Below are 24,538 nucleotides of genomic sequence, written 5' to 3' on the forward strand. Positions count from 1 at the left end.
GAGCCTTTCGCCGTCATCATTCGTGCCAAACGAATATATGTTCTGACACAGAATCCTTGCCGCGAAGTATCTTGGGGAGCCTAATTTTCCCTGAGCTTGCCGATCGCCTCGATCTCGTTCGTCCAGATGCCGCCGGAATAATCGGCAGGCAGCTTTTCCAGCATTTCGGGCGTATCGATCCCCGTCGAAAAATCGCCGCCGCGATAAGGGCCGAGCGCAAAGACCACGCTGTTTCCAGCCTCCATGCGATTGAGGAAACGGTCCGGCCAGCCCCAGAGCCACGGAGCGATATTGACCGGCACCAGCATCATCGTGTTCTTGCAGGCTTGCGGCACCATGCCCGTCCAGCCGTAGCCGATATAGCCGAGCAGGCAGGCTTTGAGGCTTGCGCGCGATGCCGTCTTGATGTCCGGCGCCAGGCGGCGGATGGTTTCGATGGGCTCGTCGCCGCCATAGACCATGATCAGTTCCCGGCGCTCGGCGGGCAGGGCATTGAGGACGACAGCCAGTTTCTCGCCTTCGGACGGATCCCGGCTTTTGACATTGATCAGCAGCCGCCTGTCCGGAAACGTCTGAAGCACCTCCGCAAGCGTCGGCATCTGGCCGATGCCGGTACCTCGGAAAGGAAAGGTCTTCCCGCCGTCGGCCGTATAGCCGTAGCCGATATCGAGCGCCTTCATCTCCGCCATCGCGTGCTCGCGGGTGACGCCGTGCCCGTTCGTGCGGCAGTCGAGCGTCCAGTCGTGGAAGATCGCGAATTCCCCATCCGTCGTCGGATGGACATCGACCTCGACGATATCCGCACCCAGATCGAAGCCTGCGCGCATCGAGCGGATGGTATTTTCCAGATAGTCGTGCTTCGGCGGCAGCATGCGCGCCGCCGTGCAGGTGTCGTTCGTCAAATTGCGCTCGTCGAAACGCTGCGCGATCCCGCGATGTGCCAGCAGCACCGGCTTGCCCTCCTGGTGCGATGCCAAAAGATTGGTATTGTTCAGATAAACGGCTGCGGCGAAGACGGCGATTGCCGCTATGCTATAACGCAATTTCTTTCTCAAAACGGTTCCCTCCCAACGAATGTGGCGAATCGCTAAGGCGAGATTTGGGTCGATCTGCGGCAGCCGGCGGCAGGCAGACGGAATTGCGGGAAGCTACTGGCTCTCCGCCCATTTCCCGCTATCTTCCCGTTGATGATGCGACCCGATGCTCTTCTTTTTCCGGCTCCCGAAGGGCTTTATTGCCCGCAGGGCGGATTCTATGTCGATCCGGTGCGGCCGGTGGAGCAGGCGCTCGTTACTCATGGCCATTCCGATCATGCCCGCCCGGGCCACCGGCATGTTCTCGCGACGCGCCAGACGCTCGACATCATGCGCCTGCGCTGCGGCGACGGGTTCTGTGGCAGCGAGCAGGCCGTCGGCTTCGGCGAAGAGCTGGATTTGAACGGCGTCAAGGTAAGCTTCCATCCGGCAGGCCATGTCCTCGGCTCTGCTCAGATCGCGATTGAAAAGAGCGGCACCCGCATCGTCGTTTCCGGCGATTACAAGCGCCGTCCGGACCCGACCTGTGCGGCCTATGTGCCGGTGCCCTGCGATGTCTTCATCACCGAAGCGACCTTCGGGCTGCCGGTGTTCCATCATCCCGATCCGATGGAGGAGATCGGCAAGCTGCTTGCCTCGCTCCGGCAGTTTCCGGAGCGCACGCATCTGATCGGTGCCTATGCGCTTGGCAAGGCCCAGCGCGTCATCCGTCTGCTGCGCGATGCCGGTTACGGCGAGCCGATCTATATCCACGGGGCCATGGAACGGCTCTGCGAATATTATGTCGGGCAGGGCGTCGACCTCGGCGACCTGCGGCCGGCCACCGTTGAAAGCCGCGACAAATCCGCCTTCAAGGGCGCCGTCGTCGTCGGTCCGTCTTCGGCCTTCGCCGATCGCTGGGCGCGCCGCTTCAACGAACCGCTCCCCGCCTTCGCCTCCGGCTGGATGATGGTGCGCCAGCGCGCCAAGCAGCAGGGTGTCGAGCTGCCGCTCGTCATCTCCGACCATTGCGACTGGCCGGAACTCACCCAGACGATTACCGAACTCAGCCCCGCCGAAGTCTGGGTCACCCACGGCCGCGAGGAAGCGCTCGTCCGCTGGTGCGAACTGCAAGGCATCAAGGCGAGGCCGCTGCATCTGGTGGGTTATGAGGACGAGGGGGATTGAGGAAGATGTGTGGGACTATTCGCAACGACCCCTCCCCAACCCTTGACCAGAAGGGGCAGGGGTTACGATGCGGCTCCCTTTCGCCCCAATACAGCGTCGCTTCGTGCTGCATCGTTGCGAATGGGACGCGGTGGGCACGGCGTCTAAGCCGCTCCTCCTTGTTGGGAGGGGTTGGGGAGGGGTCTTCAGAAGAAATGGCTTCTCGACCGGCCGGAGCGGCCCCATGAAACCCTTCGCCGATCTCCTCGACCGTCTCGTCCTGACGCCCAGCCGCAACGGCAAGCTGAAGCTCCTGACCGACTATTTCCGCGACACACCCGACCCGGACCGCGGCTATGGCCTTGCGGCGATCGCCGGCACGCTCGAAGTGCGCAACGTCAAGCCTGCCATGCTCCGCGATCTGACGCTTGAGCGGATGGACGAGGTGCTGTTCCGCTACTCCTACGACTATGTCGGCGACCTCGCCGAAACGATCTCGCTCGTCTGGGACAACGAAAAGGACATCGAGCGCTCCGCCTTCGTCCAGCCACGCCTCGGCGAGGTCATCACCCGTATGAATTCGCTCGGCCGCACCGAGGTTCGCAGTTTCGTGCGCGATACGCTGGACCGGCTGGATCCGTCTGGCCGCTTCGCCTTCATCAAGCTTGCCACCGGCGCCATGCGCATCGGCGTCTCGGCACGGCTTGCCAAGCAGGCGCTGTCCGATCTCGGTGGAAAGGACGTGATCGAGATCGAGACGCTATGGCACGGTCTGGAGCCGCCCTATGAATCACTTTTCGAATGGCTGGAGGGCAGGGGCGGCAAGCCAGTGCTCGCGACGCCCGCGATCTTCCATTCCGTCATGCTCGCCCATCCGGTGGAAGACAACGATCTCACCAGCCTCGACCCGGCGGATTATGCGGCGGAATGGAAGTGGGACGGTATCCGGGTCCAGCTTTCCCGCTCCGGCGAAACGCGCAAGATCTATTCACGCTCCGGCGACGACATCTCCAATGCCTTCCCGGATATTCTGGAGTCCATCAGCTTCAACGGCGTGCTCGACGGCGAACTGCTCGTCGGCGGAACCGCACGCTCGAACAGCCCGACGAGAACCTTTTCCGACCTTCAGCAGCGATTGAACCGCAAGACGGTGACGGCGAAGATGCTCGACGAATACCCGGCCTTCATCCGTGCCTACGACCTGCTGTTCGACGGCGAAGAGGATGTGCGCGGCCATAGCTTCATCGACCGCCGCGACCGGCTCTCGGAGATTATCGAGCAGGCGCCGCACGATCGGTTCGACCTCTCGCCGCTCGTCGCCTTTTCGACATGGGAGGAATTGGACGAGCTGCGGACTTCGCCGCCCGACCCGGTGATCGAGGGCGTGATGATCAAACGTCGGGACAGCATCTATCAGGCGGGCCGCATGAAGGGCCCGTGGTTCAAGTGGAAGCGCAATCCTTACAACGTCGACGCCGTCTTGATGTATGCCCAGCGTGGCCATGGCAAGCGCTCGAGCTACTATTCCGATTTCACCTTTGGTGTCTGGGCCGAGACGCCGGACGGCGAACAGCTGGTGCCCGTCGGCAAGGCCTATTTCGGTTTCACCGATCAGGAATTGGAGCTGCTCGATAAATTCGTCCGCAACAACACCATCGAGCGTTTCGGTCCGGTTCGTGCCGTGCGCGCAGATCGGGAGTTCGGCTTCGTCGTCGAGGTCGCCTTCGAAGGCATCAACCGCTCGACGCGGCACAAGTCCGGTGTGGCGATGCGCTTTCCGCGCATCTCCCGGCTACGGCCGGACAAGCCTTCCTATGAGGCAGACCGCCTCGAAACGCTGGTCGCGATGATCGACGAAAGCCGTGGAATAGGCCCGCCTGCGCGACAATGACGCAGGGCCGGATTTCAACGCAATATGTATTGGCCGAAATGCCGTTCTGGTGCAGATATTTGAGTGCCCCGGGGGCTATCGGGTGCTGTGTCATGTCCTTTGACGACGATCGAAATGCCTTTTTCCGCAAACGCCGCGCTGTCCTCGCCGGTATCGCGGGTGCCCTCATGCTCCCCCGCGCCGCCTCCGCCTTTAATGTTCCGGATCAGCCGCGCCTGATCACCCACGACTATGCCAAGGTTCGCCGCCGCTTCCGCACGAAGCTGCTGCAGAAGGGGCCCGCGCCGGACAAATACGAGGCATTGGCCACGCCGCCGGATGGCGAGCAGATATTCTACCGCTCGGGCGCTGGCGGCGAGCTCGAACTGGCGGCCTGGGTCAGCAAATACAAGCGCGGGCACCACGCAAAGCCCGGCGTGCTTTTCCTTCATGGCGGCAATGCCATGGGTGCTGGCCAGTGGCAGCTCCTGAAACCCTATGCCGAGGCGGGTTTCGTGGTGCTGATGCCGTCTGTCCGCGGTGAAAATGGCCAGATGGGCAATTTTTCCGGCTTCTACGACGAGGTGGACGACGTTCTTGCCGCCGCCGACCGGCTGGCGCATCTGCCGGGTGTGGACCCAAGCCGGCTTTTTGTGGCGGGCCACAGCATCGGCGGCACGCTGACTATGCTTGCCGCCATGAGCACGCACCGTTTCCGCGCCGCCGCCCCGATTTCCGGCAATCCGGACGCCTTCCGCTTCTTCAATCGCTACCCGCAGGACATGCGCTTCGACGACGGCAACAAGCACGAATTCGAGGTCCGCTCGGCGCTCTGCTACGCGCAAAGCTTCAAGTGCCCCGTCCACGTCGTTCACGGCACGGAAGAGGATCAATTCAACGACCGTGCCGGCCTGCTCGCTGCCCGCGCCCGTGCGGCCGGTATCCGCATCGAGACCGATAGGGTGGCCGGCAACCACACCTCCGCGCTGCCGGCCGAGATCGAGCAAAGCATCCGTTTTTTCCGTGGGGTGGCCGCTTGAACGCGTCTTCAATTTTCGCCGCGACGGTCTATATTGGACGCATGATGGCGCAAATGGCAGACGAGATCATTCCGAACGACTTCCCGGAGCTGAAATCGCTCCTGATGGATCGCGATCCTCTATGCGCCATTTCCGCAAAGGAAGCCTTCGCCCTTTATGAGCGCAACTGGCGCTTTGTGGATGTTCGCAAGCTCACCGAACATGAAGCGCAGCTTGTGCGCGAACTGGCGACCGTCTACGGCCACGGCGTTGTGCTCGTGTGATGTCCAGTCTCGTGAAGCCGGCAAGTTTTCCGGTGCTGACGCCAGCTTCACGCCAGCCGCAAATGCCATCCTCCCGCCAGATATCGCTCCGCTGACAATGGATAAAAGGGTGGCTTTATGGATTTTTCGCGCCGGGTGTTTCCCTTTGCCGGCCTTGCCGTGGCGGTCCTTGGCCTCAGCGGCTGCAACGTTCTTGTTCCTGATACGGGCGCGACCGACCCGGCCCGCTTCGTGCAGGAGACTTCGCCGGTCTTCTATGAGCCGCCGGGCGTTGATCCGCGCAAGGTAAGGGCGATCCCCGATCCGCCGGTGCCGCAGGTGCGCGATCTCTACTCGACGCAATTCAACCAGACCTACGGCCTGCCGGTCACCAATCCGGTGAACGCCGCCTTGTACGGCGAGCTTCGCGATGGCGATTTCCTTTTGCCGGCCATTCCGGTCAGCCGCGTCAGCCCCGAGTATCTCCGTCAGGAAGTCGACTACCCGACGCAGGAGAAGCCGGGCACTGTCATCGTCGATACGCGCGCCCGCCATCTCTATCTCGTCGAGCCGAACGGTAAGGCGATCCGCTACGGCGTCGGCATCGGCCGCGAAGGCTTCGCCTGGTCGGGCCGCGGCGTCATCCAGTGGAAGCAGAAATGGCCGCGCTGGACGCCGCCTGCCGAAATGGTCTCGCGCCAGCCGGATATCCGCCCCTTCTCGGCCGAAAACGGCGGCATGAATCCTGGCCTCGGAAATCCGCTCGGCGCCCGCGCCATGTACATCTTCAACGACGGCCAGGATACGCTCTATCGCGTGCACGGCACACCGGATTGGCAATCGATCGGCAAGGCGACGTCGTCGGGCTGCGTGCGCATGCTCAACCAGGACGTCGTCGACCTTTACGACCGCGTTCCGGCCAAGGCCGAGATCGTTGTGATGTAGCGGCGCAACAGGGCAGGCGATATCGTCTGTCCGCACGGGGACACGACTTCGTGAGGGTATGGTTTATTTGGCAGCGGCAGATAGATTTCCGACTCGTCACCGGCGTTGAATGAACCAACCGGGGTGCGTGCCGCATGCCGGCTCTCCCCGCGACAGAAGGAAATCCGTCCCGCGCATGAGTCTCGAAAAATCTCTCTCCCGCCGCAACTTTCTCTCCTTTTCGGCTTTGACGGCGGCCTCCGCGCTCGCTGGCTGCGCTTCCACGTCGGCACCGAGCGTCCAGCCCGTCGGTTTCCGTTTCCCACGCCCTTTCGAGACGACGCCCGCTCCCACGGATGCCGAGCTTGAGGTGATATACGGTCCCATCGAGGACGGCGGCTTCCTGATCCCCGCCGTCCCCTACCAGCAGATCGATCCGCGCTACTATCGCCAGCAGGTCATCGACCCGACAGGCGAGCGTCCAGGCACGATCGTCGTCGATACGCCGTCGCGCTTCCTTTATCTCGTCCAGCCGGGCGGGACAGCGATGCGCTACGGCGTCGGCATCGGACGCGAAGGCTTTGCCTGGTCTGGCAACGGCGTCATCCAATGGAAGCAGAAGTGGCCGCGCTGGAAGCCGCCGAATGAGATGGTTGCCCGCCAGCCGGAACTCGCAAAGTATTCGATCGAACGCGGCGGCATGGAGCCTGGCCTGCTGAACCCGCTCGGCGCGCGCGCGCTCTATATCTTCTCGAATGGCGAGGATACGCTCTACCGCCTGCACGGCAATCCGGAATGGCGGTCGATCGGCAAGGCCGTTTCGTCCGGCTGCGTCCGCCTGCTGAACCAGGATATCATCGATCTCTACGACCGCGTGCCGAACAAGACGCCGATCGTCGTCTGGCAGTGATGAATGAACTCGACTTCCTTCCGATCGGAAGGAAGTCTTTCTGATCGGCCTCAGCCGCCCGCCGGCAGATGGCCGGCAGCGAGTCCTGCGCTGTTGTAGGCGGGGCGGGGCGTCGGCAGTGCGATTGGCGATCCTTCCGGCGGCATGACCGTGCCTGGAGTCGTCGATGCCGGGGGAGCGGCCGGAATGGCGGAGGTCGTGGTGGCATCCGGTATCGATGCCACATCGGGCATGGCCCTCGGGATTGGCCCCTTCTCCGGGAGCAACACGTCGATTTGTGTGGAAGTCGCGAACGGCTGCACGCCTGCGAACTGAACCGGACCCGATAGCCGCGGGTCGGAAACGTAGTTCATTGCGACGTCATAGGCCGGCAGAGGTGCCGGCGTTTGCAAGGCTCCGTCCCTGCCGCGCTTTTCATAAAAGACGTTGCCGCCGGCCTCGACGACATAATGCATGTTGCGATAGGGGAATTTCAGGCCGTCGGTGTGGAAAAACATGGCGTTCTGCACGCCGGGATGCCGTTCCCCGCGCAAGATTCCGTCCACGGCGGAATCAAGTTCCGGTCCGGCCTTCGGGTCGACGACCCTGGTCATGACGCCGGGCGCGAACTGCTTTTCCTGCGCTACGACCTCGCAAATCGTGTCGGGATAGGCGGGCGATGTGAGCCGGTTCATTACCACGGTTCCGACCGCCATATAGCCATCGCGATCCGAGTGTTCGGATTCGAAATACATGGCGCGCTTCAGACAATCGCGGTCCCGTGCCGTGTAATTATAAGTCACTTTGGCTGATGCTGGTTTCGCGGTGGAAGAAGGACGTGCAGTCGGCGGTGGCGCCTTGGCGGCCGTCGTGCACCCTGTTGCAGCCAGTCCGGCGAAGAGAATCCCGGAGATGGTTTTGCCCAATGCGTATCGCGCCCTCAACGGCCGGTGCCTCCTATTGTGATAGTTCAGCCCAAATCACGTCGCGAAAACGTTTTACCTCACGTTCGTAAATATTCCAAACACATTTCGTGATTTAGGAAAAATCCTTATATTTCAAAGGGAAGATGAGGTCTCCAGCGGCTGATTCGCTAGGCGGCCGCCCTGGAAATGCCCATCCGGCAGCCGGATGCTTCGAGTGCAGCGCTGGCAACGTCGATGAAGAGCCGGCGGAACCAGACGGAGCGTCCGTCCGCCCGGTCGACGCGGCGGTAAAGCATGGTGACCGGTTCGGCAGGCAGCGGGATTGGCGGCACTGAAACCGTTAGCCCATGCAATTGCGCCATGCAGCGGGCGATCGATTCCGGGATCGTCGCGATCGCCGGCATCGCCCGCAGCGCCGTCGGCAAGGCGGAAAAGCGGGGCACGGTGGCCACCACCTGCCTGCTGTGCCCCAAGCGGGCAAGCGCGATATCGACATTGGTCGAGCCATTGCTGCCTTCGAACGAGACGCCGACATGGTCTGCCTTGGCGAAGTCCTCAAGGGTCAGCGGGGTCTTCAACCTGAGCTGCTTCTGATCGTAGATCGAGATCGAACACTGGTCGAAGAGCGGATCGCGGATATGCCAGGAAGCGGGCTCGTCGTGGATCGAGACACTGAAATCATAGGCGCCCTCGTCGAGCAGGCGTGCGGCGTCGCGTTTGTGGAAAGCCACACCGACCAGCCGGGCGCCCGGCGCCAGTTCCCGCAGGCGCGCCGCGAGCGGACCGAAGAAGGCTGATTCGAGATTGTCGCACAGGCCGATGCGGAATTCGCCCTTCCAGCTGGCGGGGTCAAAGGCGGCGGGCGGGCGGATGGCCCGCTCGATGCCGGAAAGCGCATCCTCGATTGCCGGCGCGATGGCAAGCGCGCGCGGCGTCGGTTGCAGGCCGCGTCCGACGCGGACGAACAATTCGTCGTCGAGTGCTTCGCGCAGCCGCCGCAGCGCCGCCGAAAGTCCCGGCTGGCCAAGCAGCAGCCGCTCGGCCGCGCGGCTGACATTGCGTTCTTGCATCAGCACGGAAAAGGCCAGCAGGAGGTTCAGGTCGATTTTCCGAAGGATCGCGTCATTCATCATTATCAGTAATACCTGGCATGGTTACTATCAATTTGCAATAGGATTCGGAGATGATCATTTTCTCGATCCTCTGCCGCTTCCTCCCAACCAGCGCGGCAGCAAAAGGAACGATCTCGATGACTCTCACACAATCTCGAAGAGGGGCGGGGCTGGCATTGCTGTTGCTCTGCGCCGCCAATTTCCTTGACGCCATGGACGTTTCGACCATCGGCGTCGCGCTTCCCGCCATTCAGGCCGAACTCGGCATGCAGGCAACTTCGCTGCAATGGGCCGTCAGCGCCTATGTCCTCGGCTACGGCGGCTTCCTGCTGCTCGGCGGTCGCGTTGCCGACGTTTTCGGCCACCGCCGCGTCTTTCTCTGGTCGCTTGCCGTCTTTGCAGCTGCGAGTATCGCGGGCGGCTTTGTCGACAGCGGGCCGACGCTGATTGCCGCCCGTCTGATCAAGGGCATCGCCGCGGCCTTCACTGCACCGGCCGCTTTGGCGCTTCTGCTTTCCGTCTTCGGAGAGGGCAGCGCCCGCGCCAAGGCGCTCGGGGTCTTCTCCTCCACCGGCGCCGCCGGCTTCGTGCTTGGCATGGTGCTCGGCGGTGCGGCCACCATTTTCAGCTGGCGGGCGACACTCGTCATGGGCGCTCCGGTGGCGATCCTCACGCTGGCGATCGCGCCATTCGTCCTGCCCGCAGACGAGCGCCGGGGAGCCGGCCGTCCGCGCTTTGACTGGGCAGGCGCCTTGACCATCACCCCCGGCCTGCTGCTCTTCGTCTTCGGCATCACCAACGCCGCAGCCGACGGCTGGAGCGCCTTTCCCACCTGGGGCGCACTGACTGCGGCCGCCGTCCTGATCCTGCTCTTCCTTGCCGTTGAGGCCCGACATGCCGATCCGATGGTGCCGCTTGCGATGTTCCGCCGGGCAAAACTCAGCCATGCCAATGCCGTCGCCGCCCTTTTCCAGGGCGTCTATGTCGGCTTCCAGTTCATCGCGACGCTCTATTACCAGAACGAGCTCGGCTGGTCGGCCTTCAGCACCGGCTTCTGCTTCGCTTTAGGCGGCGTCTTCGTCATGTTCCTGGCGCCACGCTTTGCCGCGATCGCGCAGAACCGCGGCACCACGGGCCTCATGGCGCTCGGCGTGGCGCTGCAGGCAGCAAGCTATATCTTCTGGGTCGCGGCTGTCGGTGACATCAATCCGATCCTGCTCGTCGTCCTGTCGCAGGTCCCGCTCGGCCTCGGTTACGCGCTGACCTATCCCTCCGTTCAGGTCGCGGCACTCGCTGATGTCGAGGAAGACAAATCGGGCCTGGCCTCCGGCATGCTCTTTGCCGCCTTCCAGATCGGCGGCGGCATCGTGCTCGCGGCCGCCTCCGCGGTCTTCGGCGCGGCGCCGTCCTTCGGCTGGGATCCTTATGTGGCAGGCGTCGCCTTCACGGCGTTGCTTGCCGTTGCGGTCGTGCTTCTCGCCGCCATCGGTCCGAGGACGTCGCCGTTGCGCGCCGCAGCCTATCAGGCCGCCGAGTAAAATCTGCGAACGCCCGCGCTTAAAGGCGCGGGCGATTTCTCACACGGCTGCATTCAGGTTCCCGCGCAGCTTCTGCAAAGATCCGCGGATTTCCGCCATTTCCTCGAGCGTGCAGCCGGCCGCCTGGCCGATGGCCGTCATGATCGTTGCCGCCTCGCTCTTCATCGACCGGCCCTTCGGCGTCAGCGAAACGATCACCTGCCGCTCGTCGCGTGCGTCCCGGGTGCGCTTGATCAGCCCGGTCTGCTCCAGCCGCTTGAGCAGCGGCGAGAGCGTGCCCGAATCGAGGTCGAGCTGCTCGCCGATCGTCTTCACCGGAAGTTCGGCTTTTTCCCAGAGCACGAGCATCACCAGATATTGCGGATAGGTGAGGCCGACCTTGTCGAGGATCGGCTTGTAGGCGCGCGTGAAGGCATGCGCCGTCGCGTAGACCGCGAAACAGAGCTGTTTCTCCAGCCGCCTCTCCTCTTGCGGGATTTCCATCGTCTTTGCCATCTGCGCTTTCATGGTCCTGTTCCTTTGAGGTGCAATTCTCCTCTTTTCAGATTCCGAATGCAATTTGCGAAATTCACTTGCGTACAATTTAATTGTGCAATATATGAAATCCAGCCCCAACGCAAAGGAGACTGACATGCCTATCCTCTATACGACCCAAGCTTCCGCCACCGGTGGCCGCGCAGGCCGCGCCGTTTCCGAAAACGGCGTTCTCGACGTGACGTTGACTGTTCCGAAGGAACTCGGCGGCGATGGCGCCACCGGCACCAATCCCGAACAGCTCTTCGCGGCCGGCTATTCCGCGTGCTTCCTCGGTGCCTTGAAATTTGTCGCGGGCCAGCAGAAGGTCAAGATTCCGGAAGACACGACGGTTTCCGCCAAGGTCGGCATTGGTCCGCGTGAAGACGGCACGGGCTTCGGCATCGACGTGGCGCTCACCGTCAATATCCCCGGCCTGGATAAGGCCGAGGCTGAAAAGCTCGCCGCCGCCGCCCACATCGTCTGCCCCTACAGCCACGCCATGCGCACCTCGACCGAAGTTCCGGTCACGGTGGCCTGATGCGGAATCACCTTCTCCCCGCCGGGGAGAAGGTGGCCCGAAGGGCCGGGATGAGGGAGCGACACGGCAAATGTCGTCTTCGCTTTTGCCTCAGACGCTCGCTCATGGCGTTCTCATCGCCTCGGCTTCGCTCCGGCACTTCTCCCCAGCTGCGGAAAGGAAACAAGCGGCACCCTTTTCATCTGAAATATAATCGCTATATTATTTCCAAGGAAAGGATATGCCGATGACCTCGTTGCATCTTCAGGACAGCCGCCGGACATCCGAAGCCGCGGTGATCACCAAGGCGGCGGTCAATGCCGCAGACCGGCTCGGCATCAGCGCCCGCGTGCTTGCCGTCGTTCTCGGCGTATCGGAAGCCACTGTCTCGCGCATGAAGCGGCAGGATCATCTTCTGGAGCCTGGCAGCAAGTCCTTTGAGCTCGCTGTCCTGCTTGTCCGTCTCTTCCGCTCGCTGGATGCGATCGTCGGCGGCGACGAGGCGGTTGCCAGGCAATGGTTGCGCAACGCCAATACCGCGCTCGGTGCCGCACCGCTTGAAAAGATCGCCAGCATTTCCGGATTGACCGATGTCCTTGCCTATCTGGACGCCCGCCGCGCTCTCGTCTGAGGCGCGCGCGATATCCGGCAGTTTCTGGCGCCTGGTGGAGGCACAGCATCATATCTCGACGCTGAAGCTCGTCGATACGCTGGAAGAGCAGGCGCTGCTCGAAACACTGCTCGAGGAGAGCAAGCCGGCGCTGCCGCCCGAATGCGCCGGTCTCGACTATCTGCTCGCCACGCCCTTCCGCTACGGCGCTGTCTACCCGCATGGCTCGCGCTTTCGCAGGGCAGGGCGCACGCTCGGCGTTTTCTACGCTTCGGAAAAGGTGGAGACGGCGCTTTCCGAGATGGCCTTCTACCGCCTGCTCTTCTTCGCGGATTCTCCTGAGACGCCTCTGCCTGCGAATGCAGCCGAATACACCGCCTTTGCGGCTCTCGTCGGGACGAAGGCCGCGCTCGATTTGACTTTGCCGCCGCTCAACCGCGATCGCCCGACATGGACCGATCCTATGAATTGCGAACCCTGCCAGGCGCTTGCCGATACCGCCCGCGCGATCGGCACCGAAGCGATCCTTTATGAATCCGTCCGCGATCCGCATCACGGCAAGAATATCGCGCTGCTGACGGCCAAGGCCTTCAGCGCCCGCGAACCGGCCGAGCGCCAGACATGGCGCATTCGCCTGTCGCCGGCAGGCGTTCAGGCGCTGTGCGAATTTCCGAAGATGCGGATCGGCTTTGCCAGGAGCGATTTCGGCAACGATCCACGCATCGCCCGTTGATCAGGCGAGCGCCTGCAGCGCGCTCCGCAGCCGCTCGCCACTGCCGCCAGGCAGCTTCTCTTCCAGCGCTGCATGCGTCCTTTCCCAGATTGGCAGCGCTGCGGCGAGCACCGCCTTGCCCTCCGGCGTCAGGCTGAGCAGCCGCCCCCGCTTGTCTTTCGGATTTTGCGTTACATTTACCCAGCCACGGCGTTGCAGCGGTTTCAGCGCGGCCGTCAGCGTCGTCTGGTCCATGGCGAGAACATTGGCCACAGGCCCCATCGGCGGCGGCTCCGGCCGGTTGAGGGACATCATCAGCGAGAACTGCCCGTTGGTGAGCCCGACCGGACGAAGCGCATCGTCGAAAAGCCGTGCGAGTGCTCGCGCGGCGCGCTGAACATGCAGGCACAGGCAGGTGTCCCGTACCAGCAGTGTCGTCGAAAAGGGAATTTCTATCGCGTTTGACATGCCCTATTTCTATTGATATCAATGTATTTAGTCAAGCGAATGAGAACGAATGCCGGTCTTGCCGGCGGCGCCGGAGGAGGGCGCTCGCGATGCAGAATCAAGTCGTTTCCCGTGAACAATGGCTGGAGGCCCGCCAGGCGCTGCTTTTGAAGGAGAAGGAAGCAACGCATCTCAGAGACAGGATCAATGCCGAGCGCCTGGCCATGCCCTGGGTCAAGGTCGACAAGGACTATGTCTTCAACACGCCGCAGGGAAAGAAGGGCCTATCCGATCTCTTCGACGGCCGCAGCCAGCTGATGATCTACCATTTCATGCTCGGTCCGGATTGGGAGGCCGGTTGCACCGGCTGCTCGTTCCTTTCCGATCACGTGGATGGCGCGCTGCCGCATCTCAACCATCACGACGTCACCTGGGTCGCGGTTTCGCGCGCGCCGCTCGCCAAGATCGAGGCCTACAAGAAGCGCATGGGCTGGAAGTTCCCCTGGGTTTCGTCCTTCGGCAGCGATTTCAATTTCGACTACCACGTTTCCTTCAGCCCGGAAGATCTCGCCAAGGATAAGGTTTTCTACAATTTCACCGCGATCGAACCCGCCGAGGCCCATGACGAACTGCCGGGGCTGAGTTCCTTCTACAAGAACGAGCGGGGTGAAATCTTCCATACCTACTCTAGCTATGCCCGTGGGCCGGAGGAACTGATCGGCACGCTGATGATCCTCGACCGCGCGCCGAAGGGCCGCAACGAGGAAGGCACGATGGATTTCGTCAAGCGCCACGACGAATACGAGGGCGCTCGAAAGACGCAATCCCGTCACTGAAATCTGCGAACATCGCCAAGGGAGAAGGATGATGGAAACTGCAAAAGCGTTGGAGGAGCACCGCTTCCTCGAGAGGTTGGTGGGCGTATGGGATGTCACGGCATCCGAAATGACCGCTGACCAGCAATGGACGGAGATCGTGCGCTCGCTGCACGGCATCTGGTTCGTTGCCGAAGGCAATGGCGAGATGCCGGGCGGCGGGGCTGCCACCACCATGCTCACCCTCGGCTACAATGCGGCCAAGGGTAAATATGTCGGTAGCTGGATCGGCTCGATGATGGACCACATGTGGGTCTACGAGGGTGATGTATCGCCCGACGGCAAGGTGCTCAGCCTCTATACCCGTGGCCCCGATTTCCAGAACCAAGGCGCCGAGCAGGACTACCGCGAGCAGATCATCTTCGCCGATGACGATCACCGCACCTTCAACTCGGCGGCCAAGCAGCCGGACGGCAGCTGGAAGCAGTTTATGGAGGCGCATTACACGCGCAAGCCGTGATCGCGAACCAAACCCGATTCCATAGGCACGAAAAGGAAAAAGATCATGGCTTCCGACACGCATGGCAAATTCATCTGGTGCGAACTGATGACGACGGATACCAAGGCTGCCGCCGGCTTCTACAGCTCTGTCGTCGGCTGGACGACGAAAGAGATGCCGATGGAGGACCTTCCTTCCCCCTATACCATCTTCGAGGCGGACGGCCGCGGCGTCGCCGGCATGATGACCTTTCCGGCCGAGCTCGAAGGGCAGGGCATTCCGCCGAACTGGACAGGCTATGTCTGTGTCGACGATGTCGACCAATCCGCGAAGGATTTCGAGGCGAACGGCGGCCAGATCCGCCGCCCCCCCGAAGACATCCCGACCATCGGCCGCTTTGCCGTCGTCGCCGACCCGCACGGGGCCGTCCTCTGCATCATGACGCCGCTGCCAATGGAGGGCGATAGCGGCTGGGAGCCGGAAATGGGTACGCCCGGCCATATCGGCTGGCACGAACTGATGGCCGGCAACATGGAGGAAGCCTTCGCCTTCTACTCGAAGGTCTTCGGCTGGACCAAGGACCACGATTTCGACATGGGCGAGATGGGCGCTTATCGCATCTTCGCCGAACATGGAAAACAGATCGGCGGCATGATGACCAAACCCGCCGGTGTGCCGATGTGCTATTGGGGCTATTACTTCAACGTGCCGGCGATCGACAGCGCCATCGAACGCGTCAATGCGGGCGGCGGCAAGGTAATCGTCGGTCCGATGGAAGTGCCCGGCGGCAGCTGGATCATCAATGCGACGGACCCGCAGGGCGCTTTCTTCTGCCTCGTCGCGCCGGGCCGCTGACCTCGCAGCAACATCCCGGAAACGGCGAATCGAGATACGGAAAGTGATCGGCGGCGGCCCTTGGAAGCGGGCCGCCCCTTTCATTTGAGCGGCAAAATCCGTCCCGCTAATCTCTAAATTTTATGCAAATTTTATCGTTCCCGCCCGAAAAGCGCCCCGCAAGGTTAACCCTTCCTGAACATTTTTGGGTGGATGCATAATCGGCTATATCTGCGTGGTTATATTTCCCGCTACTGACCGACGCATGAAACGAAAAAAGCGGCCGGATCATGCGACCGCTTTGAACGTCATGCGTTTTGGTTTGTCTCAGTGTGCCGCGCCTTCGCCCGGTGCGACCTTTTCCAGCGGCATGCGGGAGGCAACCTGCTTGTTGCCGGCCCGCAGCCCGTGCAGATACCCTTTGCCGCGGGCGATCGAAAAAAGCGGCTGGTAGTCGGGCAAGCGGCTGTCGGGCAGCACCCGGTCGCGCATGTTGTCCAGGATGAAGTAGTTGCCATCGACGGCGACCGAAAGCACCGCATGGTAGAAGTGGCGCTTCTGGCCGGTACGGAGATTACGCTGCTGCTGCCGAGAGGTGCGAGCGGCGTTTACGAGGGTGCCGCCCGCGATGTGCGCGACGGCGCAGCCCTCAGCGTCGGCGAGCTCCGCCACGGCCAGGTCTTCATCAAGGTCGTCGATGTTTCGAACGGCGCAGGTGCCGTGCCTGTCGCCGTCAGCGCCGCCAAGGGGCGCAATTCGTCGCTGCTCATCAGCCATGCTTCGCCCGCCGTCACATCGGCAATCGCCGCTATGTCTTCCGATCAGCGCCCGCCGTTGGTCAATCTTGGCGACGACGTTCCGGCAACTGCCGGCAATGTCTACAACTTCGCCTCGGGCGAACTCGACAGCGCGCTCGAAGGCATCCGGGCGGCTGCCGCGGGCGGCCACAAGAAGGTGATGGTTTTCGCGCCGAAGGATTTTCCGCCTGCGTCTGAGATGCGGCTCGCGGATGCCATCCGCGCAGGCGGCTGCACCTATGCCGGGACGCACGTTTCGATCTCAGCGATGCGGCCGCCGCCAATGTCGTGCAGAAGTCGAAGGCCCAGCTTCAGCCGGCCGATACGGTCGTCATCCTCGGCAAGAGCGTCATCGTGCCGACGGTCGCCGGTGCGATCAAAGCAAGCGGCCAGGCGAATCTCGTTCTTGTCGGCACCAGCGCCTGGCTGTCCCATGCCTACGCGGACCCGGCCGTCGTCCTCGCCGTCGCATTCGATCAATTCGGCCTCGAAGTCGCGACACACCTTGGCGAAGATGCGCCGCCGGTGGCGGATTGCCGGTTCTGACAGAACGTCACGGCGGTATTTCGTGACAAAGGCCTGCCAAATGACCATGGAGCATGTAGACGACATGCCTGCCGGTGCGATCCACGGTTGCGCTCCTTGGAGCAATTGATAGAATCGTAACATGATCCACCGCGCTTTCCGCTACAAGCTCGCTCCGACCGCCGAACAGGAAGTCCTGTTGCGGCAGTTCGCGGGTGTTGTGCGGCTGGTCTATAATCTGGCGCTGGAGCAGCGCAGGGACTGGAGACCGGTAACCGCTTGAACGACATCGCCCAGGCGCGGGAATTGACCGCCCTGCGGGCCGCGTTCGACTGGATTGCCGCCGTGCATGTGACGCCCCAGCAGCAGGCCCTGCGCGATCTGGATAAGGCGTATGCCAACTTCTTCGCCGGGCGCGCAGGATATCCCTCGCCCCGCAAGAAGGGCGTGAACAGCGCCTTCCGCTTTCAGGGGCGGGAGATCGAGGTCAAGCGCCTGAACGGCAAGTGGTCCGCCGCGCGCCTTCCCAAGATCGGCTGGGTGAAGTTCCGCGACACGCGGCGCCTGCGTGGCAAGACCATGAATGTGACGGTGAGCCTGGCGGCGAACGGCTGGCACATCGTCTTCGCCTGCGAAATCGACCATGCCGTCCCGCAAAACGATTTGCCCGCCGTGGGGATCGACCGGGGCGTGGCGAACACGCTGACGCTTTCGACCGGGGAGCATTGGTGGATGCCTGCCGGCCTTGCGGAGATCGAGCCCAGGAAGCGCCGGGCCCAGCGCGTTCTGGCGCGGCGCAAGCGCGGGTCGCGTCGCCACGCGAAGGCCCGCCGCCGCGTTGCAGCCTTGCAGGCCCGTGCTGCCCGCATCCGGCAGGATTGGCGGCACAAGGCCAGTCTTGATATCGCCCGTCGCTTCGCAACGGTCGTGCTGGAAGACCTCGCCACGCGCAACATGACGCGCAGCGCCAGGGGAACCGTGGACGCGCCCGCAACCAACGTCTGCCAGAAGGCGGGCCTGAACCGGGCGATCCTCGAACAAGGCTGGCACGGCTTTGAAACCGTGTTGGCCTACAAGCTCGAAGAACGGGGCGGATACCTGTGCAAGGTCGATCCCCGCCACACCTCGCAGACCTGTTCGGCCTGCGGAGCCGTGGACAGGGAAAGCCGCGAAAGCCAAGCGTCTTTCCGCTGTTGCCAATGCGGCTTGCGCGCCCATGCCGACCACAATGCTGCAATCAACATCCTGCGTCGGAACACGGCGTCTATGATCGTGGAGGAAGGGCAGCCGCTCTCCGTTGAAGCGATAACCATCGGCGGAGCTTCGCGCCCCCTCGGAAATCCCCCCGCTTTCAAGCGGGGGAAGATGTTAACCCTACCAGCTGCCGACGCAAAAAGAACCTTTCGGGGCTCTCCACTTCCACAAGCCGCCGCTTCTCGATCAGCCAGAAGCGGCTGCCGACGGCGCGCACGAAGCTGCGGTCGTGGGAAACGAGCAGGCAGCTTGCCTGGTGCGCCATCAGCTCGCCTTCCAGCGCTTCCTGCCCGTCGATGTCGAGATGGTTGGTGGGTTCGTCGAGCAGGTAGAAGTTCGGGTTGGAGAGCCGGAGCACCAGCATGCCGAGCCTTGCTTTCTGCCCGCCGGAAAGCTGGCCGATGGGGCGGCCCTGCATCTCGATCGACATGCCGGCGCCGGCCAGCAGTGTGCGCGCGCGCTGGTCACCGACGTCGAAGCGGCGGATGATCGTGTCCATCGGCGTGTCGGCATCGCGCAGATCGGCAAGCGCCTGGTCGCCGTAGCCGAGCGCCAGCGAAGGCGTGGCCTTGATGCCGTTCTCGGCCGTCTCCGGGTTCGCGATCGCCTTGCGCAGCATGGCGATCAGCCGCGTCTTGCCGGCGCCGTTTTCGCCGAGCAGCACGATCCGGTCTCCCTGGCAGATGAACTGCCTGCCGGTCTTGAAGAGCAGCGTGCCGTCCGGCGTCTCAACCGCCGCATCGTCCAGCGTCACCAGCACCTTGGCATGCGTGCCGCGATTGGCAAGCCGGATCGCACCCGCCGAACGCTCCAGATGCGCGGGTTTTGCCGCATCCTCGAGTTTTTCGGCGCGCTGCTTCAGCTGCTTGGTCTTGACGACCAGCAGGTCGCTGCCGGAATTGATGCCGATATTGTTGAGCTTCGCCGCCTGCTTGCGCAGTTGCTCCGCCGTCTTCATGTCGCGCTCGTAGCGGCGCGCATCTGCCGCATCGAGCTCGTCGATCGAAGCCCGCGCCCGGGAATAGGGCAAAGCGAAGATCTGCGATTGCTCCGGCCGCAGGAAGAGCGTGCGGTTCGTCACGGCGTCGAGGAAGGCGCGGTCATGGCTGGCCAGGATCACCGGCACGTCGCGGGGGAGCGCATTCAGCCATTCCTCCAGCCGCGCGATCTTGCCGAGATCAAGATGGTTGGTCGGCTCGTCGAGCATCAAGAGGTCGGGTTCGGTCACCCAGACACGGGCAAGCATCGCCAGCCGCTGCCACCCGCCGCTGAGCGCCGAGAGCGAACGCCGGTGCAACTCCTCCGGCACCTCCAGAGATCCCAGCACGACATCGACGCGCCAGCTCTCGGTTACCGCCTGCTCCGGAGCGAGCGCATCGAGAACGGCGTCGTAGAATGGCTTGGCGAATAGGGCAGGCGGCACATTCTGCTCGACATAGCCGACCGTCAGCCCGCGCGCCCTGGTGATGTCGCCTTCGGTCGGCTCCAGCGTGCCGGCGATGCAGCGGAAAAGCGTCGATTTCCCGCGGCCGTTGGCGGCCACGATGCCGATGCGGTCGCCAGCATTGACGACGAGATTGAGCCTGGAAAACAAAGGGCTCGACAAGGTGATGCCGAGATTGCGGATATTGAGGAGAGTCATGATCGTTCTCTGGTCTTGACCGCGCGATCATCCATCGAGGGCTCCTGGGCCATCATCGATGCGATGCGTCAGCCGTGGATCGAAATCGCAGACGCTCAAGCGATAAAGCTCGGCGCTGCAGGCCACAACGGGCAGACCAGAAGAGAGGTTTTGCGAGAAAGGTCTCTGGTCAGCCCTGCAAACGCATTTGCAGGGCGTTGACGGGGCCGCGCTGACGGTTGAACCGGAAATAGTAATTATGCACGCGACCCTCCTTTCTCTTTAGAGTGCAAGCATGAAATATCATCACCTATGCAGGAATGCAACCAAAGCGGTCGCATCAGGCACTTGCTCTGCGCGGCCGAACTTGCGCAGGACAGGCTGGCTGTTATAAGCGGCCCGACCGGGAAATTCTTGATTTAGGAGAGACGACCATGGCGGGCGATGACGACGAATACGTCTATGACGAAGTGACGGGCGAATGGCGTCCGGCTTCGGAATTGGCTGCCGCCGCGCAGGCGGCCGTCGAGGTCCGCGACGCTGCCGGAAATATCCTCAACGACGGCGATTCCGTCACGCTCATCAAGGATCTGAAGGTCAAGGGTGCCAATCAGACCCTGAAGCAGGGCACGGTCATAAGGTCGATCCGGTTGACGGACAACCCGGAAGAGATCGACTGCCGCCACGACACTATCAAGGGCCTTGTCCTGCGCACGGAATTCGTCCGCAAGCGTTGAGGATACAAATCTCGCCGAGCCAGGCCTGATATACCCTTTGGCATCCCATCTGCCCGGCAAGGCACAGGGAGGTAAGCTGCCGAATGGCTTCACCCTTCAGGCTTGCCTCCGCGACCTACCGCTTCAAACTCCCCAGAATGCCGCGCACCAGCGCCCGGCCGACCTGCGTCGCAACCGTCCGCGCCACGCTTTTCATCGCCGCCTCGACGACCGTCTCTCGCTGATAGCCGGACGAACGCCCGCGCGATTGGCCGCGGTTCGGCTGTTCGTCGTCGCTGCCGCCGAAACCGGGCAGAGTCCAGCCAGAGGTCGTTCCGGCGCTCGTCTGCTGCGCTTCGGCCTCTGCCTGCGCCCGCTTGGCGGCTTCCGCTTCGGCAGCCTTCTTCGCGCGGGCTGTGAGCATTTCGAAGGCAGAGTCACGGTCGACATCCTCGTCATAGATCCCAAGTACCGGGCTCCGGTCCATGATCTGACGGCGTTCCGCTTCCGTTACCGGGCCGACGCGGCCGGATGGCGGGCGGATCAGCGTGCGCTCGACGATCGATGGCGCGCCCTTGGTCTCCAGCGTCGAAACCAGCGCCTCGCCGGTGCCGAGATTGGTGATCACGGTGGCGCAATCGAAGGTCGGGTTGGGGCGGAAGGTATCGGCGGCTGTCCTGACCGCCTTCTGCTCGCGTGGCGAATAGGCGCGAAGCGCATGCTGCACGCGGTTGCCGAGCTGGGCGAGGACCGTTTCCGGCACGTCGAGCGGGTTTTGCGTGACGAAATAGACGCCGACGCCCTTAGAGCGGATCAGCCGCACGACCTGCTCGACGCGTTCGGTCAAGACACGCGGCGCGTCGTTGAAGAGCAGATGCGCCTCGTCGAAAAAGAAGACGAGCTTCGGCTTGTCCGGATCGCCGACTTCGGGCAACTCTTCGAAAAGCTCGGAAAGCAGCCAGAGAAGGAAGGTGGCGTAAAGCCTGGGGTTCATCATCAGCTTGTCGGCCGCAAGCACCGAAATCTGGCCATAACCGTTATTGCTGGTGCGCATGATATCGGTGATCTTCAGCGCCGGTTCACCGAAGAAATGCTCGGCCCCCTGCTGTTCGAGAACGAGCAGCGCACGCTGGATCGAGCCGATGGACGCCTTGGAGATCAGGCCGAACTGGCTGGAAAGCTCGCTCGCATTCTCGCCCATGTAGTTCAGCAGCGAGGAGAAATCCTTGAGGTCGAGCAGCGGCAGGCCCGCCTGGTCGGCGATCTTGAAGGCGATATTGATGACGCCCTCCTGTGGCTCGGAGGCATCCATGAGGCGGGCCAGAAGCAGAGGCCCCATTTCGGCGATCGTGGTGCGGACCCGGTGGCCCTTCTCGCCGAAGAGGTCCCAGAAGATCACCGGGAACTGGTCGAACTGGTAATCGGCAAAGCCGATCTGCTCGGCCCGCTTGGTGAGGAAATCCTTCGCTTCGCCCTTGGCGGCAATGCCGGAAAGATCGCCCTTGATGTCGGCGGCAAAGACCGGGACGCCAGCCTTGGAAAAACCTTCCGCCAGCACCTGCAGCGTTACGGTCTTGCCGGTGCCGGTCGCGCCCGTCACCAGGCCATGGCGGTTGCCGAATTTCAGGTCCAGATATTCCGGCTTGTTGATGCTGTCGTCCGTATTGCGGCTGGCGCCGATGAAAATCTTGCCTTCCTCGAGCATGAAGCAGTTCTCCCTTCGGCCGATGCCGCCGCTTGCGTTTGAAATGCGGAGATCGCAATAAGCCGCAGCATTCATCTTACTATCGTCCACCTGTTATATGCAGGGACCGGGATGCCGACAACTGTTTGCATTGAAAGCAAATCCGGGGAAAATGCCGGCTCTCGGCGGCGCGGCTTGAGTTGCGGACGAAACTCGAATAACGTTGACGTCAACGTCAAATAACAGGAGGCTGACGATGAATGAAGTTGTGACCCAGATTGCCGATCGCGTGGGCATTGCGCCCGATCTGGCGGAGAAGGCGCTGGGCATGATGCTCGGCTTCCTGCAGCGTGAAGGGGATGATGCAGCAGTCGCCAAGATGATAGAAGCCATTCCCGGCGGCGCCGATCTCGTCGCCCAGTATAACGGCGAAGGCGCCGGTGGCGGCGGTCTGCTCGGCGGTTTGATGGGCGCGCTCGGCGGCGGCGGAATCATGGGCCTCGGCCAGCAGCTCATGAGCCAGGGCCTCGGCATGGGCGAAATCACCTCGCTCGCGAAGGAAACCATCGCCATTGCCAAGCAATATGCCGGCGAAGAAGTCGTCGACGAGGTCGTCGCCTCGGTCCCGGGCTTGAGCCAGTTCGTTTGATCCGGCCTTCATGCCGAATCGGAAAGAGCCCCGCTTCCATGTGAAGCGGGGTTTTTATTTGTGCTTCGCATGCACCACGTCCAGCGCATGCCATTGCCGCCCGTCGCGTTCGATGAGGCCGTCGGCGCAGGCAGGCCCCATGCTGCCGGGGGCGTAGGCTTCCGGCTCGCCGCCCTTCGCCCACAGGTCGAGAAAAGGCTGCACCGCCGCCCAGCCGGCTTCGATGCCGTCGGCCCGCTGGAACAGCGTCTGGTCGCCGATCAGCAGGTCGTAGATAAGGGATTCGTAGCCGGTCATCTTACCGATGTCGAACTGGTCGGCATAGCGGAAGTCGAGCGAAACCGGCACGGTATCGACCGAAAGCCCTGGCGATTTGATGGATATCTCCAGGCTCATGCCTTCGTCCGGCTGCACTTGTATGACCAGCCTGTTCGGCGGCAGCCGGCGCGTGACGTCGGTCTCGCGGAACTGCGCGAACGGCACGGGCTGGAATTCGACGACGATTTCCGTGTCGCGCGCTGTCATCGCCTTGCCGGTCCGCAGATAGAAGGGCACGCCCGCCCAGCGCCACGTATCGGCATAAAGCTTCAGCGCCACGAAGGTCTCGGTCCTGCTGTCAGGCACCACTTGCGGCGTCTGGTGATAGGCGGGGATTTCAGCGCCGTTCAGCGTCCCGCCGGAATAGACGCCGCGAACGCCGTGTGTTGCCGCCTCCTCGGGCGTAAAGACGCGCAGCGCCTTCAGCACCTTGCTCTTCTCGTTGCGGATCGCTTCGGCGTCGAAGCTGTTCGGCGGCTCCATGGCGATCATGGCGAGCAGTTGGAACAAATGGTTCGGCACCATGTCGCGCAGTGCGCCCGTCGCGTCGTAGAAGGCGCCGCGGCTGCCGACATCGACGGTTTCGGCTGCGGTGATCTGCACATGGTCGATATAGCGGCTGTTCCACAGCGATTCGATCATCATGTTCGCAAAGCGCGCCGTCAGCAGGTTCTGGACGGTCTCCTTGCCGAGGAAATGGTCGAGCCGGTAGACCTGGCTTTCGCCGACCTTGCTCAGGATCTGCGCGTTCAGGGCACGGGCCGAAGCGAGGTCCGTTCCAAAGGGCTTTTCGATGGCGATGCGACGGAAGCTATTTTCACTCTCGGCGGCAAGTCCGTGAGCCGCGAGCTTCTCCACGATACCGCCGAAGAAGCGGGGCGGCACGGCGAGATAGAAGGCCGCATTGCCGCCCGGCGCCGAAGTGAGGCGTTTGGCGATCTCCAGATAAATATCGTCGCCGGTGAAATCGCCGGAAATATAGCTGATCCGCTGCCGCAACCGTGCCCAGGCCGGATCCTTGACGAGCGGTTCGCCGTCGCCGAGGCCGGCCAGGAAATCGTCTAGCCGTTTGAGCAGCATCTCGTCGCCGCCGGGCTCGATGCCGATGCCGAGAATGTCGAGATCGTCGCCAACCATGGCGCCGCGGGTGAGATTGATGATCGCCGGAACGAGAAGCCGCCGGGTAAGGTCGCCGGTCGCCCCGAAGATGACCAGAGTGGTGGGCGGCGTTGGCTTGGCGTCTGGCATAGGGATCGCTCTCCGTGATTGTCAGCGCCGGAATATAAGGCCGCCGGGCGCTACC

The 24,538-nt window shown here is 62.7% G+C and carries 25 protein-coding genes and 1 pseudogene; 15 read left to right on the forward strand and 11 right to left on the reverse strand.

Annotation, left to right across the window (positions count from 1 at the left end):
• Positions 1-80 precede the first annotated feature (80 nt).
• Positions 81-1,055 carry a glycerophosphodiester phosphodiesterase family protein gene (locus ISN39_RS03550; RefSeq protein WP_194729199.1) on the reverse strand — a complete coding sequence of 325 codons (975 nt, stop codon included), beginning with the start codon at positions 1,053-1,055 and terminating at the stop codon, positions 81-83.
• A 135-nt stretch (positions 1,056-1,190) separates the two neighbouring features.
• Between ISN39_RS03550 and ISN39_RS03555 the strand changes: the two genes are divergently transcribed.
• The 6 genes from ISN39_RS03555 to ISN39_RS03580 all read left to right on the forward strand — a co-directional run bounded on the left by ISN39_RS03555 (position 1,191) and on the right by ISN39_RS03580 (position 7,166).
• Positions 1,191-2,201, forward strand: coding sequence for a ligase-associated DNA damage response exonuclease (locus ISN39_RS03555; RefSeq protein WP_194730092.1), 1,011 nt, complete (start codon positions 1,191-1,193; stop codon positions 2,199-2,201).
• 223 nt (positions 2,202-2,424) lie between these two features.
• Complete coding sequence (locus ISN39_RS03560) at positions 2,425-4,071, forward strand: cisplatin damage response ATP-dependent DNA ligase (RefSeq protein WP_194729200.1); 1,647 nt, start codon at positions 2,425-2,427, stop codon at positions 4,069-4,071.
• A 92-nt stretch (positions 4,072-4,163) separates the two neighbouring features.
• Positions 4,164-5,090: an alpha/beta fold hydrolase gene (locus ISN39_RS03565; protein ID WP_194729201.1), complete on the forward strand. Its 927-nt coding sequence runs from the start codon at positions 4,164-4,166 to the stop codon at positions 5,088-5,090.
• 41 nt (positions 5,091-5,131) lie between these two features.
• The gene (locus ISN39_RS03570; RefSeq protein WP_194730093.1) at positions 5,132-5,353 is read left to right on the forward strand and encodes a hypothetical protein; all 222 of its coding nucleotides are present in this window, start codon (positions 5,132-5,134) and stop codon (positions 5,351-5,353) included.
• 117 nt (positions 5,354-5,470) lie between these two features.
• Positions 5,471-6,277 (forward strand): L,D-transpeptidase, encoded by an 807-nt coding sequence (locus tag ISN39_RS03575; protein WP_074066993.1) that lies wholly within the window; start codon positions 5,471-5,473, stop codon positions 6,275-6,277.
• Positions 6,278-6,452: 175 nt separating this feature from the next.
• Positions 6,453-7,166 carry a L,D-transpeptidase gene (locus ISN39_RS03580; RefSeq protein WP_074066994.1) on the forward strand — a complete coding sequence of 238 codons (714 nt, stop codon included), beginning with the start codon at positions 6,453-6,455 and terminating at the stop codon, positions 7,164-7,166.
• Between the two features lie 50 nt (positions 7,167-7,216).
• Here ISN39_RS03580 and ISN39_RS03585 read toward each other — a convergent pair whose 3' ends face one another.
• The gene (locus ISN39_RS03585) at positions 7,217-8,089 is read right to left on the reverse strand and encodes a cell wall hydrolase (protein WP_194729202.1); all 873 of its coding nucleotides are present in this window, start codon (positions 8,087-8,089) and stop codon (positions 7,217-7,219) included.
• Positions 8,090-8,238: 149 nt separating this feature from the next.
• Entirely contained in the window at positions 8,239-9,204 is a 966-nt protein-coding gene (locus ISN39_RS03590; RefSeq protein ID WP_194729203.1) for a LysR family transcriptional regulator, read from the reverse strand.
• 116 nt (positions 9,205-9,320) lie between these two features.
• On the opposite strand from ISN39_RS03590, the gene ISN39_RS03595 reads away from it, so the two are divergent.
• On the forward strand, positions 9,321-10,721 hold the full coding sequence (locus ISN39_RS03595) for an MFS transporter (RefSeq protein WP_074070200.1): 1,401 nt from the start codon (positions 9,321-9,323) through the stop codon (positions 10,719-10,721).
• Between the two features lie 39 nt (positions 10,722-10,760).
• Here the strand turns inward: ISN39_RS03595 and ISN39_RS03600 are convergent, their stop codons facing one another.
• On the reverse strand, positions 10,761-11,228 hold the full coding sequence (locus ISN39_RS03600; protein ID WP_022716337.1) for a MarR family transcriptional regulator: 468 nt from the start codon (positions 11,226-11,228) through the stop codon (positions 10,761-10,763).
• A 124-nt stretch (positions 11,229-11,352) separates the two neighbouring features.
• On the opposite strand from ISN39_RS03600, the gene ISN39_RS03605 reads away from it, so the two are divergent.
• The 3 genes from ISN39_RS03605 (at position 11,353) to ISN39_RS03615 (ending at position 13,097) form a co-directional block, all read left to right on the forward strand.
• The gene (locus tag ISN39_RS03605) at positions 11,353-11,775 is read left to right on the forward strand and encodes an organic hydroperoxide resistance protein (protein ID WP_074060536.1); all 423 of its coding nucleotides are present in this window, start codon (positions 11,353-11,355) and stop codon (positions 11,773-11,775) included.
• A 226-nt stretch (positions 11,776-12,001) separates the two neighbouring features.
• Positions 12,002-12,385, forward strand: a complete 384-nt coding sequence (locus ISN39_RS03610; protein WP_074070201.1) for an MbcA/ParS/Xre antitoxin family protein — start codon at positions 12,002-12,004, stop codon at positions 12,383-12,385.
• Positions 12,345-13,097: an RES family NAD+ phosphorylase gene (locus ISN39_RS03615; protein ID WP_074067000.1), complete on the forward strand. Its 753-nt coding sequence runs from the start codon at positions 12,345-12,347 to the stop codon at positions 13,095-13,097. The genes ISN39_RS03610 and ISN39_RS03615 overlap by 41 nt, the downstream gene beginning before the upstream one ends.
• Here the strand turns inward: ISN39_RS03615 and ISN39_RS03620 are convergent, their stop codons facing one another.
• Positions 13,098-13,544 carry a MarR family winged helix-turn-helix transcriptional regulator gene (locus ISN39_RS03620; RefSeq protein ID WP_194729204.1) on the reverse strand — a complete coding sequence of 149 codons (447 nt, stop codon included), beginning with the start codon at positions 13,542-13,544 and terminating at the stop codon, positions 13,098-13,100. It abuts the gene before it with no gap.
• Positions 13,545-13,633: 89 nt separating this feature from the next.
• On the opposite strand from ISN39_RS03620, the gene ISN39_RS03625 reads away from it, so the two are divergent.
• From ISN39_RS03625 to ISN39_RS03635, 3 genes are read left to right on the forward strand one after another with little or no spacing between them, the layout of a single operon-like run.
• On the forward strand, positions 13,634-14,359 hold the full coding sequence (locus ISN39_RS03625) for a thioredoxin family protein (protein WP_194729205.1): 726 nt from the start codon (positions 13,634-13,636) through the stop codon (positions 14,357-14,359).
• Between the two features lie 31 nt (positions 14,360-14,390).
• Positions 14,391-14,858, forward strand: coding sequence for a DUF1579 domain-containing protein (locus ISN39_RS03630; protein ID WP_194730094.1), 468 nt, complete (start codon positions 14,391-14,393; stop codon positions 14,856-14,858).
• Between the two features lie 45 nt (positions 14,859-14,903).
• Positions 14,904-15,692, forward strand: coding sequence for a VOC family protein (locus tag ISN39_RS03635; RefSeq protein WP_194729206.1), 789 nt, complete (start codon positions 14,904-14,906; stop codon positions 15,690-15,692).
• A gap of 306 nt (positions 15,693-15,998) precedes the next feature.
• Here ISN39_RS03635 and ISN39_RS36060 read toward each other — a convergent pair whose 3' ends face one another.
• From ISN39_RS36060 to ISN39_RS36075, 4 genes and pseudogenes are all read right to left on the reverse strand, one after another.
• The gene (locus ISN39_RS36060) at positions 15,999-16,448 is read right to left on the reverse strand and encodes a transglutaminase-like cysteine peptidase (RefSeq protein WP_246763271.1); all 450 of its coding nucleotides are present in this window, start codon (positions 16,446-16,448) and stop codon (positions 15,999-16,001) included.
• A 473-nt stretch (positions 16,449-16,921) separates the two neighbouring features.
• Positions 16,922-17,069 (reverse strand): annotated as a pseudogene (locus tag ISN39_RS36065) (transposase); the annotation flags it as partial.
• Between the two features lie 155 nt (positions 17,070-17,224).
• Entirely contained in the window at positions 17,225-18,043 is an 819-nt protein-coding gene (locus ISN39_RS36070) for a hypothetical protein (RefSeq protein WP_246763272.1), read from the reverse strand.
• Between the two features lie 301 nt (positions 18,044-18,344).
• Positions 18,345-19,889, reverse strand: a complete 1,545-nt coding sequence (locus ISN39_RS36075; protein ID WP_246763273.1) for an ABC-F family ATP-binding cassette domain-containing protein — start codon at positions 19,887-19,889, stop codon at positions 18,345-18,347.
• 413 nt (positions 19,890-20,302) lie between these two features.
• Here ISN39_RS36075 and ISN39_RS03660 point away from each other — a divergent pair, with 413 nt between their 5' ends.
• The gene (locus tag ISN39_RS03660; protein WP_194729209.1) at positions 20,303-20,605 is read left to right on the forward strand and encodes an alkylphosphonate utilization protein; all 303 of its coding nucleotides are present in this window, start codon (positions 20,303-20,305) and stop codon (positions 20,603-20,605) included.
• A 115-nt stretch (positions 20,606-20,720) separates the two neighbouring features.
• Here the strand turns inward: ISN39_RS03660 and ISN39_RS03665 are convergent, their stop codons facing one another.
• A complete protein-coding gene (locus ISN39_RS03665; protein WP_194730095.1) occupies positions 20,721-22,289 on the reverse strand; it encodes a helicase HerA-like C-terminal domain-containing protein in 1,569 nt (522 codons plus the stop codon).
• Between the two features lie 235 nt (positions 22,290-22,524).
• On the opposite strand from ISN39_RS03665, the gene ISN39_RS03670 reads away from it, so the two are divergent.
• On the forward strand, positions 22,525-22,917 hold the full coding sequence (locus tag ISN39_RS03670; RefSeq protein ID WP_039844279.1) for a hypothetical protein: 393 nt from the start codon (positions 22,525-22,527) through the stop codon (positions 22,915-22,917).
• A gap of 54 nt (positions 22,918-22,971) precedes the next feature.
• On the opposite strand, the gene zwf is transcribed toward ISN39_RS03670, so the two are convergent.
• A complete protein-coding gene (gene zwf, locus ISN39_RS03675; RefSeq protein WP_194729210.1) occupies positions 22,972-24,483 on the reverse strand; it encodes a glucose-6-phosphate dehydrogenase in 1,512 nt (503 codons plus the stop codon).
• Positions 24,484-24,538 lie beyond the last annotated feature (55 nt).

It is taken from the genome of Rhizobium sp. 007 (genome assembly GCF_015353075.1).
Taxonomy (GTDB): domain Bacteria; phylum Pseudomonadota; class Alphaproteobacteria; order Rhizobiales; family Rhizobiaceae; genus Rhizobium.

Bases quoted from the DNA above. Each gene is read 5' to 3' on its own strand.
- ISN39_RS03605 (WP_074060536.1), top strand. From the start codon at position 11,353: ATGCCTATCCTCTATACGACCCAAGCTTCCGCCACCGGTGGCCGCGCA.
- ISN39_RS03595 (WP_074070200.1), top strand. From the start codon at position 9,321: ATGACTCTCACACAATCTCGAAGAGGGGCGGGGCTGGCATTGCTGTTG.
- ISN39_RS03610 (WP_074070201.1), top strand. From the start codon at position 12,002: ATGACCTCGTTGCATCTTCAGGACAGCCGCCGGACATCCGAAGCCGCG.
- ISN39_RS36060 (WP_246763271.1), bottom strand. From the start codon at position 16,448: ATGGCTGATGAGCAGCGACGAATTGCGCCCCTTGGCGGCGCTGACGGC.
- ISN39_RS03635 (WP_194729206.1), top strand. From the start codon at position 14,904: ATGGCTTCCGACACGCATGGCAAATTCATCTGGTGCGAACTGATGACG.
- ISN39_RS03600 (WP_022716337.1), bottom strand. From the start codon at position 11,228: ATGAAAGCGCAGATGGCAAAGACGATGGAAATCCCGCAAGAGGAGAGG.
- ISN39_RS36075 (WP_246763273.1), bottom strand. From the start codon at position 19,889: ATGACTCTCCTCAATATCCGCAATCTCGGCATCACCTTGTCGAGCCCT.
- ISN39_RS03580 (WP_074066994.1), top strand. From the start codon at position 6,453: ATGAGTCTCGAAAAATCTCTCTCCCGCCGCAACTTTCTCTCCTTTTCG.
- ISN39_RS03590 (WP_194729203.1), bottom strand. From the start codon at position 9,204: ATGATGAATGACGCGATCCTTCGGAAAATCGACCTGAACCTCCTGCTG.
- ISN39_RS03615 (WP_074067000.1), top strand. From the start codon at position 12,345: ATGTCCTTGCCTATCTGGACGCCCGCCGCGCTCTCGTCTGAGGCGCGC.
- ISN39_RS03565 (WP_194729201.1), top strand. From the start codon at position 4,164: ATGTCCTTTGACGACGATCGAAATGCCTTTTTCCGCAAACGCCGCGCT.
- ISN39_RS03560 (WP_194729200.1), top strand. From the start codon at position 2,425: ATGAAACCCTTCGCCGATCTCCTCGACCGTCTCGTCCTGACGCCCAGC.
- ISN39_RS03665 (WP_194730095.1), bottom strand. From the start codon at position 22,289: ATGCTCGAGGAAGGCAAGATTTTCATCGGCGCCAGCCGCAATACGGAC.
- zwf (WP_194729210.1), bottom strand. From the start codon at position 24,483: ATGCCAGACGCCAAGCCAACGCCGCCCACCACTCTGGTCATCTTCGGG.
- ISN39_RS03630 (WP_194730094.1), top strand. From the start codon at position 14,391: ATGGAAACTGCAAAAGCGTTGGAGGAGCACCGCTTCCTCGAGAGGTTG.
- ISN39_RS03660 (WP_194729209.1), top strand. From the start codon at position 20,303: ATGGCGGGCGATGACGACGAATACGTCTATGACGAAGTGACGGGCGAA.
- ISN39_RS03555 (WP_194730092.1), top strand. From the start codon at position 1,191: ATGCGACCCGATGCTCTTCTTTTTCCGGCTCCCGAAGGGCTTTATTGC.
- ISN39_RS03670 (WP_039844279.1), top strand. From the start codon at position 22,525: ATGAATGAAGTTGTGACCCAGATTGCCGATCGCGTGGGCATTGCGCCC.
- ISN39_RS03570 (WP_194730093.1), top strand. From the start codon at position 5,132: ATGATGGCGCAAATGGCAGACGAGATCATTCCGAACGACTTCCCGGAG.
- ISN39_RS03620 (WP_194729204.1), bottom strand. From the start codon at position 13,544: ATGTCAAACGCGATAGAAATTCCCTTTTCGACGACACTGCTGGTACGG.
- ISN39_RS03625 (WP_194729205.1), top strand. From the start codon at position 13,634: ATGCAGAATCAAGTCGTTTCCCGTGAACAATGGCTGGAGGCCCGCCAG.
- ISN39_RS03575 (WP_074066993.1), top strand. From the start codon at position 5,471: ATGGATTTTTCGCGCCGGGTGTTTCCCTTTGCCGGCCTTGCCGTGGCG.